We start from the raw sequence: 18,101 nt of genomic DNA, 5'->3' as shown, positions 1-18,101 counted from the left end.
ACTACCTCAGACTGTCATCCAAGGTGGGCCGTGAATCGGGCTGCGCCCCAATGGGTGCGGCCCGATTCCGACTCCTGCAGTCAGAGTGGCAGCAGGTGGTGCTTGCGCGGGTTGCGCGCCAACGTCTTGTCCCGCAGCAATTGCAGCGCTTTACGCAGCTCCAGCCGCGTGCTCGACGGCTCGATGACCGCGTCGATGTAGCCGCGCTCCGCGGCCACCCACGGGGTCGCCATGGTCGCGTTGTAGAAGTCGATCATCTGCTGACGCAGGGCAGCCCGCTGCTCCTCGGGTGCGGCCTCGATCTGCTTGCCGCCGATGAGGCTCACCGCGCTCTCCGCGCCCATCACCGCGATGCGCGCGGTCGGCCATGCCAGGTTCACGTCGGCGCCGAGCTGCTTGGAGCCCATCACCGCGTAGCCGCCGCCGTACGACTTGCGAATCACCACAGTCACTTTCGGCACCGTCGCCTCCACGAAGGAGAACAGGAACCGGCCGCCGCGCTTGATGACGCCGATCTTCTCCTGCTCAACACCGGGCAGGAAGCCGGGGGTGTCGACGACGAAGACCAGCGGGATCTCGAACGCGTCGCAGAGCCGCACGAAATGCGCTGCCTTGTCCGACGCCCGCGCATCCAACGCGCCGGCGGAAACCATCGGCTGATTCGCCACCACACCGACGGGACGGCCGTCGACGCGGGCGAAGCCGGTGATGATGTTGCGGCCGGCGGTGGCGCCGATCTCGTGAAAATCGCCGTCGTCGAAGATCCGCAGCAGGATCTCGTGCATGTCGTACGCGGCGTTGTCCGAGTCCGGCACGAGTCCGTTCAATTCCCGGTCGCTGTCGGTGATTTCCGGCTCCAGGCCCGGATTCACGATCGGCGGCGACTCCTGACAGCTGGTCGGCAGGAAGCTCAGGTAGTGGCGCACCCAGTCGAATGCGGACTGCTCGTCGGCCGCGACGTGGTGGATGTTGCCGTACTCGGCCTGGCTCTGTGCGCCGCCGAGCTCCTCCAAGCTGACGTCTTCGCCGGTCACCTCGCGAATCACCTTGGGACCGGTGACGAACATGTGCGCCTCTTCGGTCGCCACCACGATGTCGGTGTTGATCGGGGCGTACACCGCGCCACCGGCACACATGCCGAGGATCATCGAAATCTGCGGCACCAGACCGGACAACGGCTCCTGGCGCCTGCCGAGCTCGGCGTACCAGGCGAGCGAGGTCACCGCCTCCTGCACGCGCGCGCCGCCGGAGTCGTTGATGCCGACAACAGGACAGCCGACCTTGGCGGCGTACTCCATGATCCCGGCGACCTTGCGACCGAACATCTCGCCGACCGAACCGCCGTAGACGGTCTGGTCATGCGAGAACACGGCCACCGGCCTGCCGTCGACGAGCCCGTGCCCGGTGACAACGCCGTCGCCGTACAGCGCGGTGGGGTCACCCGGCTTGCGCACCAGCGCACCGATTTCCACGAAGGTGCCCGGATCGAGCAGCATGTTGATCCGATCGCGAGCGCTCGGGATCCCCTTACGCGCCCGCTTCGCCACCCCCGCTTCGCCTGCGGGCTCCTGCGCTAAATCCAGCCTCTTCCGCAGGTCCGCAAGCTTCTCGGCCGTAGTGCTCACGACTGCACCTCGCTGTCGCTCGGTTCCGTCGTTCGCCCTGGCGCGCTGTGTTCTCGGTTCGCTCGCTGAAGCTCCCTCACTTCACCCCTTCCGTGATTCGATCCCGGCGAGTTTCGCGGTGAGGTCGGCTCCGATCTTTCCGATCCGCGGCTCATCGATGATCTGCAGGTGGTCGCCCGGGATGTGGATGACCTCGAGATTGGGAATGTATTCGTCCCAGCCACCATTCGGGCGCCGATCCGCATAACGCGGCTCGAGCTCGATCATGCCGTCCTGGTAGCGATCCGCCAGATACAACACGACATCGCCGTCGTAATGGCTCGGCGTGGTCTTGGCCAGATGCCTGCCCTCGATCCACGAGGTGCGCTGGTGCTCGAGCACGCCGCCGGGGATCTTGGTGCCGCTGATCTTGACCAGGTCGCTGATCATCTTGAACTGATCCTCATCCGAGGCGGCGGCCAGCTCGCGGATCTGCTCGTCCGGCAGTTCACCCTCGACGCCGTAGGTCTTCTTCGCGAACACCTGGTAGCGCTCGATGCGACGCACCCGCTCCTCGGGGCTGTTGTCCTCGTTCTCGACCGGCATGGCCAGGTCGATCAGGCCGACGAGGCGCACATCCGCACCCTCGGCGCGCAGCAACTGGGCGACCTGCAAGGCGAACACCGCACCGAGGGACCAGCCGTACAGAACGTACGGGCCGTCGCCCTGGTACTTGCGGATCTCGGACAGGTACTGGGTCGACCGCTCCATGATGTCGCCTTCGACGCGTTCGAAGCCGTACATCGGAGTGTCGGCCGGAAGCCGCTTCAACAGCGGCTCGTAGACCAGCGTGTTGCCGCCCGACGGGTGGAACACGAAGACCGGCAAGGCATTCGAGCCCTCGGGACGCGGACGAAGCGGGCGGACGAAGCCGTCCACATCGGCACCGCTGTTCTGCAGTTCGCGCACGATATCCGCAAGCTGCTCGATGGTCTCGCAGTCGAGCACGTCGTCGAGGGTGACCTCGGCCTTGACCCGCTCGGTGAGGCGGGCCGCCAACTTCTCGGCGACCTCCTCTTCGAGGATCGGCAGGGTGTTGAAGATGCCGCCCGCGGACTTGCCGGTGACAACCGCCCAGGTAGCGAAGGTCAAGCGCTCGGCGGCGTCGCGGGGCGGTACGTCGTCCTCGTTGGCCGACTCATGACCGCCGAAGACAGGTGCCGCGGGTGCAGCCGGAACCGGTTCGGCTACAACGGGTTTCGCCGACTCGGCTACCGCGGGAGTTGCCGCGGCCGGAGCCACTTCGTTCGCGGGAGCCACCGGCTCATCCGCGGCAGTCGGCGTAACCACCTCGGGCACAGCGGTTTCTGCCGCCGCAGCGGCAATCGCGGCCGGATCTTCGCCGGCGGCAACCGCGGCACGGGCTGCGGCGATGAAGCCGCCGTCGACCGCGATCTCTTCACCCGAGGCCTGCTTGTCGGCGATCGCCTGCACCTCGTCGCGGTGCTCGATCGCGTAGCGCAGGACCTTGCCGACCTCGTTCAGGTTGGCGTCGCGCACGGCCTGGATCTGCAGCTGCGGGATGTCGAACTCGTACTCGACGCGGTTCTTGATGCGCATCGCCATCAGCGAATCGAGGCCGAGCTCCATCAGCGGAATCTCCATCGGGAGATCCTCGACCGCGTAGCCCATCGACTCGGCGACGATCAGCGCGAGCCGATCCTCCAGCTTCTGGGCGCCGTTCGGATCCCACCGCTCACCGAAGGTCTCCACGACCTCCAGTTCGGCACCGTTCACCGGCGCGGCGGCGACGGCGGCCGGAACAGCCACGGCCACTACCGATTCGGGCAGCGGTGCGCCGGAGGTCACCACCGCGTCGAACAGCAGCCGGAAGGTCGCACCCGCCCTGGCATGCACCTGCACCGACGCACCACCGGGGTGCGGGGTCAGTGTGGTGGTCAACGTCCCCGAGGTGGGTACGGCACCGTGGGCGATCGAAGCACCGAGCGACACGTCGCTGAGCACCTGTGCCGCAGCGGCATTCACCAGCGCGGTGAGGTCGCCTGCCGAGGCGGCCTGCACCTCCCACGCATGCCTGCCGTCCGGCAGCGCAACGTGCGCACCGGGCACCCGAGTGTTTCCGCTGCCCGCAGCCAGTGAAACCTTCGGCCAGAATTCCTTGCGCACGAAGCTGGTTCGCGGCACGTCGGCGTATGCGCCCGCGGGCAGCAGCGACGACAGGTTCACCTTGTGCCCGTGCACGTACAGCTGAGCCAGCGCGCCGATCACGCCCGCCGACTCGTCTTCCTTGCGCTTGAGCGTCGGGATGAGCTGCGCGTCGTGCAGCCCCGCCGCGAAGGTGGTGCCCAGAACCTGCATCAGCGCAACGGAATTCGGCGCGAGCTCCAGGAAGGTGGTGTGCCCGGTGTCCACCGCGAGCTTCACCGCGTTGGTGAAATACACGCTGGTGCGCATGTTCTTGACCCAGTAGTCCTCGTTGTGCACCGGCTCGTTGCCCGCACGGTAGAACGCGCCCTTGTGCACTGTCGAGTAGAGGCCGGTCTTCAGCGTGGTCGGCTCGATACCGGCCAGCTCTGCGGCCAGCTCACCGAGCAGCGGGTCCATCTGCGACGTGTGGCCTGCGCCCCGCGTCTGCAGGATACGAGCGAACTTGCCCTCGGCCTCGACCCGCGCGACGATCGCCTCGACCTGCTCCTTCGGGCCGCCGATCACCGTGTTGGTCGGTGCGGCGTACACGCCGACCTCGACATCCGGGTAGTCGACGAGCAGCCGTTCGATGTCCTCCGCGCTGTACTCGACGAGCGCCATGTTGCGCACGTCGTCGTCGGTGATCATCTGCTCGCCCTCGTACATCAGGCGCGACCTGGCACAGATCACCCGCACCGCGTCCTCGAGCGGCAGACCACCGGCGATGTAGGCCTCGGCGACCTCGCCCATCGAATGACCGATCACCGCTTCGGGTTCCGCACCGTGGGCACGCAGCACCGCGGCCAGGCCGATCTGGATCGTGAAGATGCCGACCTGCGAGGTGCCGACGTTGTAGTCCTGGCTGTCGTCGAGGAACATGTCGCGGATCGAGTACCCGGCCTCGTCCTCCACCAGCACATCGACCTCGTCGACGGCCTTGGCGAAGATCGAATTCTCCTGGTAGAGCGTCTTGCCCATCTTGCGGTGCTGCGCGCCGAATCCGGAGAGCACCCAGACCGGGCCCATGGCGGCGGGAGCGTCCGCGGTGAACACGCCCGCGCCCGGCTTGCCCGCCGCGATGGCGCGCAGACCGTTCACGGCCTCCTCGTGCGTGGTGGCGATCACCACGCCGCGCGAACGCCAATGGCTGCGCTTGGCCAGCGACCTGGCCACGTCCTCCAGCGAAACATCGCGGCCCGCATCGGATTCCAGCCAGTCGGCCAGATCGGTGGCGGCCCGGCGGCGACGCGAAGGCAGGTAGCCGGAAACCGGCAGGATGACCGGCAGCGGCTCGGTCCGCGCTGCGGTCCATTCCGCCACGGGGGCAACGGTTTCGGCGACGGCGGCATCCTCGGCCGCCGCGATGACCGCGTCCGCTTCCGCGATCACGTCGGTCGTCTCGTCGTCGAGCGTCTCGGCGAGCGCCAGCTCGGCGAGCTCCGCCTCGGACTTCGACGCCTCGGCCATCGGCACCAGCGGCTCGGTCACAACCTCGGCCGACGCCGGAACATATTCCTGCACAACGACATGCGCGTTGGTGCCGCCGAAACCGAAACCGGAGATACCGACCGTCGCCTTGCCGCTGTAGCGCGGGAATTCGGTCGGCTCGTCGACGACCTTCAGATGTGCCTGCTCGAACGGGATGAACTGGTTCGGGCCCGCGTAGTTGATGTTCGGCGGCAACACGTTGTGCTGGAACGCCATCACGACCTTGGCCAAGCTGGCCGCGCCCGCGGCCGACTCCAGGTGGCCGAAGTTCGTCTTCACCGAACCGAGCAGCGCAGGCTTGTCCTCGTCGCGGCCACGACCGATCACCCGGCCGAGCGCGTCGGCCTCGATCGGATCGCCGAGCGGCGTTCCGGTGCCGTGCGCCTCGATGTAGTCGACGGTGGACGGCACGATGCCCGCGTCCCGGTAGGCCCGGCGCAACACGTCGGCCTGCGCGTCCGGGTTCGGCGCGAGCAGGCCGTTGGAGCGACCGTCGTTGTTGACCGCGGAGCCCTTGATCACGGCCATGATTCGATCGCCGTCCCGCTCGGCGTCGGCCAGCCGCTTGAGCACGACCAGGCCTGCGCCCTCCGAGCGCACCATGCCGTCGGCATCAGAGGAGAACGCCTTGATCCGGCCGTTCTTCGCGACGCCGCCACCCATGTCGAAGCCGAGCGTGGTCATCGGCGCCAGGAGCATGTTCACACCGCCAGCCAGCGCCACATCGGCATCGCCCTCACGCAGCGCGCGGACCGCCTGGTGCACCGCGACGATGGTCGACGAGCACGCGGTGTCGACGGTGACCGACGGGCCACGGAAGTCGAAGAAGTAGGAAATCCGATTGGCGATAATGCCGTTCGAGCTGCCCATGATCCCGTAGGCCTGCGCGGACGCAGGCACGTTCGGATCCTGGTCGGAGCTGAGCCCGAGCGCCGAGATCAACATGAAGTCGCTGGTGGACGAGCCGACGAACAGGCCGACCGCCTCGCCCTTGAGCTCGCTCGCGGGAATCCTGGCGTGCTCCAACGCCTCCCAGGTCAGCTCCATCATCAGGCGCTGCTGCGGGTCCACCCGCTCGACCTCGAGCGGCGACATCGCGAAGAACTCCGCGTCGAAGCCCTTCACCACGTCCTGGTCGAGATAGCCGCCGAGCGTGTTGCCGTCGGCAACGGCCTTGGCCACCGCGGGCTCGCTGAGGAACTCCGCCCACCGGCCTTCCGGCAGCTCCCGGATCGCGTCGCCGCGGCCGATGAGGAACTCCCAGGTCGACTCCGGGGTATCGCCTGCACCCGGCAGGCGGGTCGACATGCCGACGATGGCAATGTCGTGCGCCTCGCCCGGCGTGAACCCGGCGGTGTAGAAGGCATCGTCGGACGCGTCGTCCGCGGACTCGGGTTCGCCGTTGATGACCACCTCGGCCAGCGAGGCGATCGTCGGGTGCTTGTAGACGATGGTCGCGTTCAGCGTGACACCGGTCAGTTCCTCGATGTCACCGCCGAGCGCGAGCGCGTCGCGCGAGGCCAGCCCGAATTCCTCCATCGGACGATCCACCGTGATCTGTTCGATCGGCTGCCCGGTCGCGTCGGCGACCCAGCGGCGCAACCATTCGCGCAGCTCGGGCACCGACAGATCGGCCGGTTCGCCCACGGCCACCTCGGTGGAGGCGGCAGGCACCGACGCGGTGGCCTGGTCGGCCTCCGCGTCGGCGGGCAGGATGTCGGTCGTTTGGGTGGACTCGTTATCGGCCATCAATTCCTCAAGCTACCTGTCTGCGTACCGGGCGTCGGCTGTCGAGGCCACCCCCTGGGCAATTACTCTTCCGGTGCATCGGGGAAAGCCTGCTGGGTGTAACCACCCCGCAGCGTTCCCTCGAGATAAGCGGCCTTGCAAGCTCGCCGGGCGATCTTGCCGCTCGAGGTCCGCGGGATCGACCCCGCAGGCACCAGCAGCACGTCTCGCACGGTGACGCCGTGACGTTGCGCCACCGCGGCGCGCACCTCGTCGGCGATGGGTAGCGGATCCGCCTTGCCTGCGCCCGGCCCACGTTCACCGACGATCACCAGTTGCTCGGAGGCGTCGTCGGCGTCGAACTTCAGGCCGGAATGGCTGTCCTGGTCGAAAACCAAGGCGGGGAGCTGGTTCGCGGGCACCGAGAACGCGGCGACGAAGCCGGGACGCAGCGCCTTGCTCGCCTCCTGCGCGGAGAACTCCAGATCCTGGGGGTAGTGGTTGCGGCCGTCGACGATCACCAGGTCCTTCACCCGCCCGGTGATGTACAGCTCGCCGTCGAGGAACACGCCGTAGTCGCCGGTGCGCATCCAATTGGCGTCGGCAGGCGTGCCTTCGGCATGGCTGCCGTCGGAGAGCCGGTGCGAGACCTTGTTCTGGAACGTCGCGGAGGTTTCGTCCGGACGGCCCCAGTAACCGATGCCCATGTTGTTGCCGTGCAGCCAGATCTCACCGACCCGGCCGTCGGGCAGCTCGTGCCCGCCGTCGGCCTCGACGGTCTCCGGATCGACGATCACGGCCCACTGCGACAACGCGACATAGCCGCAGGACACCTGCGCGATGGCGTTCTCCGAGCCCTGCTCGACCTTGACCATCCGGCCCGCGTTCAGCTCGTGCCGGTCGACCCAGGTGACCTTGGCTTCGTCCTCGGCCTTGGTCGCCGAGACGAACAGCGTGGCCTCGGCCATGCCGTAGCAGGGCTTGATCGCGGTCTTCGGCAGCCCGTACGGCGCGAACGCCTCGTTGAACTTCTTCATCGAGGAGGTGGTCACCGGCTCGCTGCCGTTGATCAGGCCGATCACGTTCGACAGGTCGAGCGACTCGCCGTTCTTCGGCAGACCGCGCGCGGCGGCGTGCTCGAACGCGAAGTTCGGTGCGGCGGCGAAGGTTCCGGCGCCGTCGGACTGCGCGGCCAGCTCCTTGATCCACCGGTACGGGCGGCGAACGAACGCGCTCGGCGACATGATGGTGATGTATTTGCCGCCGACCGCGGGCAGGATCACCGTCAGCAGGCCCATGTCGTGGAACAGCGGCAGCCAGGTGACGCCGCGCGAATTCCAGTCCAGGTTGATCGCGTCGACCATCTGCAGCAGGTTGGTGCCGACGGCGCGGTGGGTGATCTCCACGCCAGCCGGGGTACGGGTCGAGCCCGAGGTGTACTGCAGGTAGGCGATGTCATCGATCGCGATGTCCGGCCGGACCCAGCCCTCACCGACACTGTCCGGAATGGCATCCACCGCGATGATCCTCGGCCGCTGTGCCGCGGGTAGGGCACGGAAGAACTGGCGAACGCCTGCCGCGGAGGAGCTCGCGGTGAGAATCGCCGCCGGCTCGCAGTCGCCGAGCACGGCGTGCAGTCGATCGGTGTGACCAGGCTCGTCCGGATCGAACAGCGGCACCGAGATGGTGCCCGCGTAGATCGCGGCAAAGAAGGAGATCACATAATCCAGGCCCTGCGGCGCGAGGATCGCGACCCGGTCGCCAGGGTTGGTCACCTGCTGCAGTCGTGCGGCCACCGCGCGCAGCCGAATACCGAACTCACGCCACGTCAGTTCCTGCGCCTCGCCATCACGCTCACGCGAGTAATCGATGTAGCGGTACGCCAGGGTGTTCGCGTCGTTCCGGGTGTGCTTCTCGACGTGGTCGACCAGGGTGTGATCCTCGGGAATTCGGATGTTCCCGGTCTCGTCCAGGTAGTCGTCGAAAGTCTCTTCCATTCCTTCTTCTCCTCCGAGGCACACGCAGCAAGACGGCGCCAACGCCGCTGTTACCTGTGAGGCCCCGACTCGCATCGCCCGCGGGCTGCTCCAACGTGCCGAGACAGCCTGCAGATTTTCTGCGGTCTGCGCGGTGACCGCTATCGGCTAGATGTTCTCAAACCAGAGTCATGTTACAGAGAAGACCGGCTCACTCGTCCCGCAGCAGGGGAATAACGGGGGCGAACGCGTCCATCTGGGTGGGAAACACCCCGACATACGACATCGAGGTGAGTTGGCGCACACGACGGATCTGCTCGGCGATCTCCTCGAAGGAACCGATCGCGACGTACGGCGAATTCAAGATGTCCTCGACCGAAAGCTTCACGTCCACCTCGAGATCCGGGTGCAGACCACGATCGATGGCCGAAAGTGCCATCTCCGCGGTCTTCTCGCGATCATCGGTGATGACGATCGCGGTGATCGCCCAGTTCAGCTCGATATCGGCGAACCGGTCGCCCGCGGCAGCGCGGATCAGGTTCACCTTCTCGATCGTCTTCTCCAGGGTGATACCCGACAAGAGGCCTTTACCGTTCTTGGTGGTCACCGGCACGACCGAGATGATGTCGGCGTGCTTGGCGGCCAGCCGCAGCATCTTCGGACCGCCACCGCCGGTGCAGATCGGCGGACGCGGACCCTGCCGCGGTCGCGGCGTGCCCTTGACCCCGTTCACTTGATAGTGCTTGCCCTCGAACGTGCACTCCTGACCGCGCAGCAACACGTCCAGGATGGTCAGCGCCTCGTCCAGCTTCTCCAGCCGCACACCGGGCGTCTCGTAGGGCAGGCCAGCGGCGGCGAACTCGTCCTGCTTCCAGCCTGCGCCGAGGCCGACCTCGAGCCTGCCCTTGGACAGCACGTCGATGGTGGCCAGATCCTTCGCGAGCACAACGGGGTGCCGGAAGCCGTTGGCCAGCACCGAGGTTCCGAGGCGGATCCGCTCGGTCGCCTGGGTCAGCGCGCCGAGCGCGGCGACCGGGCCGATCTGATCACCGAGATGATCAGGGACGACAAAGGTGTCGAAGCCGTACTCCTCGGCCTGCTGCGCCGTCTGGATGAACTTGCGGGCACCGCCTTCTTGCTTGTTTCCCTCACCAGCTGCCGCGAAGCGGAAGCTGCGCAGCGGCGTACCCAGCGCGGTCAACTCACCGGCCGGTGCGGCGGCTTCTGTCATGAACTCATGCTCCTGGCTGTAAGGAAATCGGGCGCGACCGTGCAGGACGGTCCCGCCCCGGACACCGAGTCAGGGGTTACCTGCGTCGCGATCATCAGCGCACTTTACAGCGTGCTGCCCAACGCGAGGCGACCTTGTCGGAGCAGTACTGGGTGTACTGCTCTCCGACAAGAGCATTGCCTGTGAGTTCTCACGAATGCGGCGGATGCGGCGCGGATTCGATGAGATTGTTCGCCCAGTTGACCGTCCACTGAGTGGAAGTGTCAGCTTTGTCGTCGACGACGAAGCCGTTATAGAGGCTGTGCACCGGGTTGCCCGCGGCCCGCACCAGCGACCCGACGCTGCTCATGATGTTCCACGGGCTCAGCGCTTCTCGCGGTGCGTCACAGATCAGGTCGCCGCGCGCACACATGGTGAAGGTGCGCTCGGCCAGCTCCCCGAAGCCGCCGGGGCGTGGACCGGTCATCGTGATGCCTGGCACGTTGAGGCCTTTCAACGCCACCTCGGCGCCGACACCTTGCGGCACGTCACCGACCTGGACGGCCTGACCGGGACCGGTGTCGCCGGTGCGGCGGCCGTCCGAAATGAGCGTCACACCGAGCACCAGCTTCGCAGGCACCGGGCCCTTGCCCGCGCCGATATCCGCGGCAACATCACCCGCGATCACCGCGCCCTGCGAGAAGCCCGCGATCACATAGGTGGTCAGCGGGCACTCCCGGTACTGGCGCCGCATCTCCTCGACCATCCGCTGCGTGCCCTCGGACCGGCTGTTGTTGTAGGACTGCTGACCATCCGGCGGCAGCGCGATCGGATTGGAGAACTGCGCAACGTACGGGACGGTGAACACGTCGAGCCGCTCGTTCGGGAACTGCTGGCGGACCGGGTTGGAGATGTTGAGCATCAACGACATCGGGTTCGCGCTCGGGTTGCGCGGATCGTCGTTGCTGTTGGACTCCCAGGTGCCTGGCACCGAGATCATCTCGACGTCCGGACAGCTCGCCGACTGCGAGGTCGGTTCCTTCGGGCCGGGCGGCCCCGGCTTCGGCTGCCGGAGCAGCCCGGCGAGCAGGTACCAGAGCAGCAGTGCGAGAACGACGATCAGGACCGGAATCCCGAGCAGCAGAAGACATCCCGCCGGTCGTGACCGGCGAGATGTCGAACCACGGCGTCCGATCACTGGCAGTACGTCTGCTTAGCGGCGGAAATGTAGGCCTGCCCCGCCTTCTCCACCGGCATCTTGGCCGGATCGAACGACGGATCGGAACCGGCCATCGCGGTCACGAACGTCATCAGATCCTGATCCGACGCGCCGGATTTGACGCCCTGACAGACGTAGTTCCCTACGCTCAGCGCGATATCCGGCGTGGAAGGGGTGACGCCTTGCTGCTTCAGCGCGTCGAGGAACTTCTTGTCCTTGTCGCTCAGCTTCGAGTCGTCGGCGGGCGGCGCGGCATTCGTCGGCACCGGCTGCGGCCGCTCCGGCGCCACCGTCGGCGCCTGCTGCTGCTCGGGCTCGGGGGCAGGCGCCTGCTGCTGGCTGGTGTCGCTGCCGGGAGTGGATGCGGCGGTCGGCGTCGTCGCCGCCGTGGTGCGGGTCAGCGTCGGCGTGCTGGACGCGGTCGAGTCGTTCCCGCCACACGCGGCGAGCAGGCCGGTAGCGGCGATAGCCACTACAACGCCGAATACCTTTCCACGGGTCCTCTGCATGAATTCTGTTCCTCGATCTGTTCGCGAACGGGGGTAGTCGGCCCCCAGGCTAGCTGTTTTGTTGGCCGCGTGGCCGCGGCGTGGTTCGCGGCCCCTTAGTCTCGCGAACGGGTCGCTCGCAAAACTCGCTCCGTGGTGGTTACGCAGGGCGCCATATCCCGATCGATCGCGCGGGGTCACAGGCCGTGTACTTCGGGTTTACCGTCGCGAACCAGGATGTAGCCGGTTTGGAAATTCTGCTGGATGCCGCCGGGGACCGGGAACTCGTCGCTGATCGGATAGCCGAGCTTGCCGCTCTCGTAGCCGAGCACCTGCCAGGCGTCCATGATCGCGCCGTTCTTGACGGCCCAGGTGCCCGACAGCGGACTCCAATAGATACTGCCGCCCTCGAAGCGGCTGTACCGGCCGAGGTCCTTCAACGGCTGCTCCTCGGCGGCGGGGAAGCCGAGCCAGCTGTTCTCGTAACCCATTTGGGCGTACTTGTCGAGAATCAGGCCGCCGACCCGGCGCACACCGGTCTTCGCGCTGTAGTAGAAGGGGCCGTTCTCGAATGCCTGCACGGCGCCGTCGCGTTTCGGCGTCTTGATCTCGGGTCCGACGGGATAGCCCGCGGGGCCGCGCTCGAATCCCTGCTTGCCCCACTCGTCGAAGATCGCGCCGCGTACCGCTTGCGCGCCGGTCTGCGGCGTCCAGTAGAGCGCGCCGTGCTGGAAGGTCTGCAGTCGTCCCTTGCCGTCCGGCAGCGCACGTTCGTCATCGATCGGCAAGCCGAGCGAGCCGTTGGGACCCTGTGCCGCTTGATATCCGCCGCCGATCATGCCGCCGACCGCATGTGCGCCGCCGGCCGGCGTGAAATAGACCCGGCCGGACCGGAAGTCCTGAGCGACACCACCGGCGACCTGGTACTCCGGGCTCGTGCACGGGCCGAGCCAGCCGTTCGCTGTCGCGACGGGAGCGATCGAACCGCCGACCGTGCAGGCACTCGCGCCGGGGTCGACGCCGAGCGCGGCCGCAGCCTGCACCCAGGACTGGCGCATCTCGAAATCCCAGTAGGGCCACGAATGTGTGCCGGACGGGCGGTAATTCACCTGGGCGGGGATCGCCAGCTTGCCGAGCTTGGTGACGAAGTTCTGCGAGGTGAGCCGCGACAGGATCTCCAGGCCCATGCCCGCATAGTTGGTGCTGACCCCGGGGATACCGGACGCCTGATCGAACGGACCGGACGCGCCGCTCCCGCTGGAGACGTACAGGGTGACACCCTTCAACTTCTCGGCCAGCGTGTACGGATCGTGTGCGGCCCATTCCGGGCCGGACGGCGGACCCCACATCGCCCCGACGTCGAAGCCGCCCGCGTCGTGCATCGCGTACTGGATGGCCTGCGGCATGCCGATCGTGGTCGTGGTCAGGAAGCCCGAGTACGACGCGGCGTACTTGGCGAAGCCGGGGTTGCGGGCAGCCAGGAACATGGCCGCCGTGCCACCCATCGAAAGGCCTTCCATGCCACGCACATCCGTGGCCCGCCACTGGCCCTCGAGCAGCGGCGGCAACTCCTTGGTGAGGAAGGTTTCCCACTTGTAGTTCTTGCCGTTGTTCGGCTGTAGCCAGTCGGAATAGAAGCTGGCCTGGCCGCCGATCGGCAGCACGACGGTGACGTTCTTGTCGGCGAAGAAATCAACCGCGCCCGCGTCTTTGGTCCAGCCGCTCTCGTCATCGGTGGCGCGTAGGCCGTCGAGCAGATACAGCACCGGGAATCGCATGTCGGGGCGCGTATTCCAGTCCCTGGCGAGCAGCAGCTGCACCTGGATCGGGGTGGCCATCGATGGCGAATTGATCCATAACGCGACCCGGCGGTCGGTCAGCCAGATCACCTTCTGCACGGTCGCCGGGGCAGCCTCCGGCGCGGGGGCCGGGGCGGGCGCAGGTGCAGGCTGCGCGGCGGCCGGGGCGAGGCCTGCGGCCAACGGAATGACCATGGCGGTGGCGACCAGGGCGAGACGCCCGCCGACCAGACGCGCGCCGCGACGCTCGCGTCTCCCCCATCTGCCGCGCCGAATCCCTGCCACAAGAGCTTTCTACCCCGGTGGGAGCCGGGTTACCGGGACGACACGCGCAATCATCTGTCCCGAAACGCGACTCAGGCCGCACCCCGGCGGGGTGCGGCCTGAGCGCCAGTCAGAGATCACCAGGCGCCGGTGGCGTCCAGGATTCCGTTGCGGGACTTGAAGAGCTCGCCCTCCCAGTACTTCCACGAGTGGGTACCGGTGGCCGGGAAGTCGAACTTGGCCGGGATGCCGAGCGAGCTCAGGCGAGCCTGGAACGCACGGGTGTTGACCAGCGAGAGCGCCTCGAGCGCCATCGCGTTGCTGGTGTTGAACACGCCGATCGCGGAGTTCGGCTTGTCGTACTGGCCGGGCAGACCGCTGGCCGCCGAGATGTACATCGGCAGACCCTTGAGCTGCGGCGCGAACACGAACGGGTCCATCCGCAGCCACGCCGGGCTCCACGGTGCCGCCATCGCGTCCACGTCGTAGCGGCCTGCGTCCAGCATCGCGATGCGGATGGCCTCACGCATGCCGGGGGCGGAGACGTTCAGGTAGCCCGAGTAGGACGCGGCGTACTTGAACTGGTCCCGGTGGTACGCGGCCAGCGCGAGCGCGGCACTGCCGCCCATCGACAGACCGGCCACCGCGTTGTTGGTGCGGGAGACGCCGTAACCCTCGAGGAAGGTCGGGAGCTCCTTGGTCAGGAAGGTCTCCCACTTGTACGTGGTCTTCTGGCCATTGAGGCTGCTCGGCTTGTACCAGTCCGTGTAGAAGCTGGACTGGCCGCCGACCGGCATGACCAGGGAGATGTTGTCGGCGGCGAACTGCTGCAGTGCGTTCGTCTCGAACGACCAGGCGTTGCGGTCGTCCCGCGCCCGGAGTCCGTCGAGCAGGTAGAGCGCCGCGTTGCCGCCGCGCGATGCCCACTGCACTGTGACCTTGATCGGGCCCATGCTGGACGGGACCATCAGATCTTCGAGTCCACCTGCGGGAGCACGCAATACCGGTGCGTGCACCGGAGCCGCGGTGGCGATCGGGGCCGCCACACCGGCGGCAATCGGAAGTGCCAGTGCCGAGGCACCGACTGCCAGAATTCGCTGACGCCAACTACGAGGTGCGCCTCGCCGGCCCGACTCGGTTCTCATCGGCGCGGCCGCCCTGCCGAAACGCATGAATCCTGCTCTCTTTCTGCTTTTCTGCCTGTTGTGGTGCGGTCCGCGATCCCGAGGGACCGAGCTGCACCTGTGCTGCCAACGAGACACGCGGCACATCGCACCGGACCCCGACTCCAGTACCTGTATCGCGCTACAACGATCTGGTCACACTCGCGCCCGCTGGACGATATTCGACGCCCGTTGCCTTAGCAAGACCGAGGCATCCAGGTGGCCGAAATCCGCCCGTACGCAATCTGTGATGGTGCGGTGACCCTATCGCGTCGCACCGGTGATTGTCGTGTCGGAACACCAAATTTTCACCTGATGGCCGGAAGTGTCAGCACCCCGGCTCGAGCATTGTGCCGGGAGAGCGACCGGAGCTTAACCGGAAGGGCCAGTGGGCGCTACGAATTCAACTCAGCCTAAATTCGCGCTCAGATCGGGCAGCATCTGAAAAACCTGCTCCTGCCAGTAGCTCCAGCTGTGTACGCCGACAGGTGTGTAGACGAAGACCGCATTACTCGGCCCGAGGCTGTTCATCCTGGCTTCAAAGGCACGAGTGTTGGCGAGGGCGATCGTTTCCAGCCCCATCGCGTTGCCGAGGTGATAGACGTCGATCGGTGCGTTGATCACATCACGTGGTCCGTTGATGCCGTTGCCGGTGGCTATCCACAGCCGAGTTCCATTGGCGCGCAACAGTGGCGCGAACATGAACGGATCGTTACGCAACCAGCGCGGATCCCATGGCGGACCCCACATCGCGTCGATGTTGTAGCCGCCCGCGTCGAGCATGGCCAGCCGCAGGCCCTCTTTCATGCCTGGCGCGGAAATATTCAGATAACCGGAATAGGAAGCCGCGTAACGAAACTGGTCGGCGTGGTACGCGGCCAAGGCCAGCGCGGCGCTGCCGCCCATCGACAGGCCGAATACCGCGTTGCCGCGCGGGTTGAAGCCGAGCCTGTCGCGCAGCGCCCAGCGCAGGTTGCTGGTCAGGAACGTTTCCCAGGCGTAGGGCGCGGCCTGGCCGTTGGTATTGCTCGGCGCGATCCAGTCGGTATAGAAGCTGGACTGGCCGCCGATCGGCATCACCACATTGATGTTCCACTGCGGCAGCACCCTGGAGATATCGGTGTCGATCTCCCAGCCGCTCAGGTCGTTGCGCGCCCGTAGTCCGTCCAGCGCGTAGACCACCCGGCGGGTATTGCCGTCCGCGGCGCGGAAGATCCTGGATTTGATCGGGCCCATGCTGGAGTCGACCCAGAAATCGAAGCCTGCCGGGTTGTACCCGGCCTGTGCGGGAGCGCCGAAACCGCCGAGCGCGGCACCGAATAGCAGCGCGAGCGTGAGGACGAGACCTAATGCGGAACGCGTTAACCACCGGCGGCCCTGCCCGGGCCACGACCCCGCTAGTCGACCATTGGCAACTATCCCGCGCACTCCGCCTGACCGCATCGATTCGACCTTTCGCTGTGCGATCGTCGTTGACCGCAACTGTTGTGCATGCAGATCGACACTGGGCACCGATGGCTTCCATGCGCGAAGTTCTCGGCAATACCGTTCTTCTATAGGCAGTATTCGCGCGATGCCCCCACCAAAACGCATGGAGATGCCGGATCGTAATGAAAGCTAGAAGTTTGCCAGCTATTTAGGCGGGCAATGTCCACCGCCGCGTGAGCGCATCGGTAGCGACCACTCAGCCATTCACCAACCCATGCCCCGACCAGCCCGGACAACGACAGACCGCCCGGCGCAGTGCGCGCCGGGCGGTCTGTTCGCAGCGATAGGGTCAGCCGATATTGGCGGACATGTCCGGGATCATCCGGTACGCCTCGTCGGTCCAATTGTTCCACGCGTGGATGCCGAACGCCGGGTAGGAGTACACGGTGTTGCCACCGCCCAGCGTCGCCATCCTGACCTCGAATGCACGCGTGTTCGCCAGTGCCAACGCTTCGAGGCCCATGCCGTTCAGCGTGTTGAAGCTCGGCCCGTCGGTCGCCGTCGGCAGGCCGCTGCCCGCCGCGATCCACAGGCGAGTGCCGTTGCGCACCAGGTTGGGCGCGAACACGAACGGATCCATCCGCAGCCACTGCGGACCCCACGGCGGCGCCATCGAGTCGACGTTGTAGCCGCCCGCGTCGAGCATCGCGATGCGGATCGCCTCACGCATGCCGGGCGCGGAGATGTTCAGGTAACCGGAGTACGAGCCTGCGAAGCTGAACTGGTCCGGGTGATAGGCAGCCAGCGTGAGTGCCGCACTGCCGCCCATGGACAGGCCGAAGATGCCGTTGCGATTCGGGTTGAACCCGAGCCGGTCGCGCAGCGCCCAGCGCAGGTTGTTGGTCAGGAAGGTCTCCCACTGGTACCGATAGCTCTTGCCCGGTCCTGCGGCAAGGATGTTCAGCGCACCCGAACCGGAGGCCGAACCGGTACCCGCCGGGATGCCTGCCAGCTGGCTCGGCGCGTTCCAGTCGGCGTAGAAGCTGGACATGCCGCCGACCGGCATGACGACGTTGATGTTCGCGTCCGCGAGCGCCGCGGGCACGTTGGTCTCGATCTCCCAGCCGTTGAGGTGCTCCGGCGCCCGCATGCCGTCGAGCGCGTAGACCACGCGATTGGTGTTGCCGTCGCGGGCGCGGAGCACACGGGTCTTGATCGGGCCCATGCCGGAGTCGACCCAGAAGTCGAACGCCGCAGGGTCGAATCCCGCCGATGCGGTGGCACCGGTGCCGACTACCGAGATCCCGAGAGGCAGCAGGAGCGCGACAGCGATCCCTAATGCGGATCGCTTCACCCACGAACCTGTGGCTCCGGATGTACCGGGCCTACGTCTCCAGCGGGCAATTCGCATCAACTCGACCTTTCACTCTGGCGGCCGGGGCGGCAAATATTTGGCGATCTCCACCAAGCCCCATGTCGGGCACCGCAGGCCATCGTCCGCCGAAAACGGACGAATCGACCTCAGT

At 66.7% G+C, this 18,101-nt stretch carries 10 protein-coding genes; all 10 read right to left on the bottom strand.

The window, feature by feature from the left end:
- Window positions 1-80 precede the first annotated feature (80 nt).
- Window positions 81-1,625, bottom strand: coding sequence for an acyl-CoA carboxylase subunit beta (locus tag NA11_RS12600; protein ID WP_069162031.1), 1,545 nt, complete (start codon window positions 1,623-1,625; stop codon window positions 81-83).
- An 81-nt stretch (window positions 1,626-1,706) separates the two neighbouring features.
- Complete coding sequence (gene pks13 / locus NA11_RS12595; RefSeq protein WP_069162030.1) at window positions 1,707-7,049, bottom strand: polyketide synthase Pks13; 5,343 nt, start codon at window positions 7,047-7,049, stop codon at window positions 1,707-1,709.
- A gap of 62 nt (window positions 7,050-7,111) precedes the next feature.
- Window positions 7,112-9,025: a long-chain-fatty-acid--AMP ligase FadD32 gene (gene fadD32 / locus NA11_RS12590; protein ID WP_069162029.1), complete on the bottom strand. Its 1,914-nt coding sequence runs from the start codon at window positions 9,023-9,025 to the stop codon at window positions 7,112-7,114.
- Window positions 9,026-9,215: 190 nt separating this feature from the next.
- Window positions 9,216-10,235: an LLM class F420-dependent oxidoreductase gene (locus NA11_RS12585; RefSeq protein WP_069162028.1), complete on the bottom strand. Its 1,020-nt coding sequence runs from the start codon at window positions 10,233-10,235 to the stop codon at window positions 9,216-9,218.
- A gap of 190 nt (window positions 10,236-10,425) precedes the next feature.
- On the bottom strand, window positions 10,426-11,412 hold the full coding sequence (locus NA11_RS12580; RefSeq protein WP_141717551.1) for a cutinase family protein: 987 nt from the start codon (window positions 11,410-11,412) through the stop codon (window positions 10,426-10,428).
- Window positions 11,409-11,942: a DUF732 domain-containing protein gene (locus NA11_RS12575; RefSeq protein WP_069162027.1), complete on the bottom strand. Its 534-nt coding sequence runs from the start codon at window positions 11,940-11,942 to the stop codon at window positions 11,409-11,411. Before NA11_RS12575 ends, NA11_RS12580 begins: the two co-directional genes overlap by 4 nt.
- A gap of 176 nt (window positions 11,943-12,118) precedes the next feature.
- Window positions 12,119-13,915, bottom strand: coding sequence for an alpha/beta hydrolase-fold protein (locus NA11_RS12570; protein WP_069162026.1), 1,797 nt, complete (start codon window positions 13,913-13,915; stop codon window positions 12,119-12,121).
- A 206-nt stretch (window positions 13,916-14,121) separates the two neighbouring features.
- Window positions 14,122-15,129: an alpha/beta hydrolase gene (locus tag NA11_RS12565; protein ID WP_069162025.1), complete on the bottom strand. Its 1,008-nt coding sequence runs from the start codon at window positions 15,127-15,129 to the stop codon at window positions 14,122-14,124.
- Window positions 15,130-15,555: 426 nt separating this feature from the next.
- Window positions 15,556-16,590 carry an alpha/beta hydrolase gene (locus NA11_RS12560; RefSeq protein ID WP_084654573.1) on the bottom strand — a complete coding sequence of 345 codons (1,035 nt, stop codon included), beginning with the start codon at window positions 16,588-16,590 and terminating at the stop codon, window positions 15,556-15,558.
- Window positions 16,591-16,924: 334 nt separating this feature from the next.
- Entirely contained in the window at window positions 16,925-17,986 is a 1,062-nt protein-coding gene (locus NA11_RS12555; RefSeq protein WP_069162024.1) for an alpha/beta hydrolase, read from the bottom strand.
- Window positions 17,987-18,101 lie beyond the last annotated feature (115 nt).

The sequence above is a fragment of the Nocardia altamirensis NBRC 108246 genome, from assembly GCF_001612685.1.
GTDB lineage: Bacteria > Actinomycetota > Actinomycetes > Mycobacteriales > Mycobacteriaceae > Nocardia > Nocardia altamirensis.
Note: the sequence above shows the minus strand (reverse complement) of the source record. Positions and strands in the feature narration are given on the sequence as shown.

Bases quoted from the DNA above. Each gene is read 5' to 3' on its own strand.
- NA11_RS12585 (WP_069162028.1), bottom strand. From the start codon at position 10,235: ATGACAGAAGCCGCCGCACCGGCCGGTGAGTTGACCGCGCTGGGTACG.
- fadD32 (WP_069162029.1), bottom strand. From the start codon at position 9,025: ATGGAAGAGACTTTCGACGACTACCTGGACGAGACCGGGAACATCCGA.
- NA11_RS12560 (WP_084654573.1), bottom strand. From the start codon at position 16,590: ATGCGGTCAGGCGGAGTGCGCGGGATAGTTGCCAATGGTCGACTAGCG.
- NA11_RS12570 (WP_069162026.1), bottom strand. From the start codon at position 13,915: ATGGTCATTCCGTTGGCCGCAGGCCTCGCCCCGGCCGCCGCGCAGCCT.
- NA11_RS12565 (WP_069162025.1), bottom strand. From the start codon at position 15,129: ATGAGAACCGAGTCGGGCCGGCGAGGCGCACCTCGTAGTTGGCGTCAG.
- NA11_RS12575 (WP_069162027.1), bottom strand. From the start codon at position 11,942: ATGCAGAGGACCCGTGGAAAGGTATTCGGCGTTGTAGTGGCTATCGCC.
- pks13 (WP_069162030.1), bottom strand. From the start codon at position 7,049: ATGGCCGATAACGAGTCCACCCAAACGACCGACATCCTGCCCGCCGAC.
- NA11_RS12555 (WP_069162024.1), bottom strand. From the start codon at position 17,986: ATGCGAATTGCCCGCTGGAGACGTAGGCCCGGTACATCCGGAGCCACA.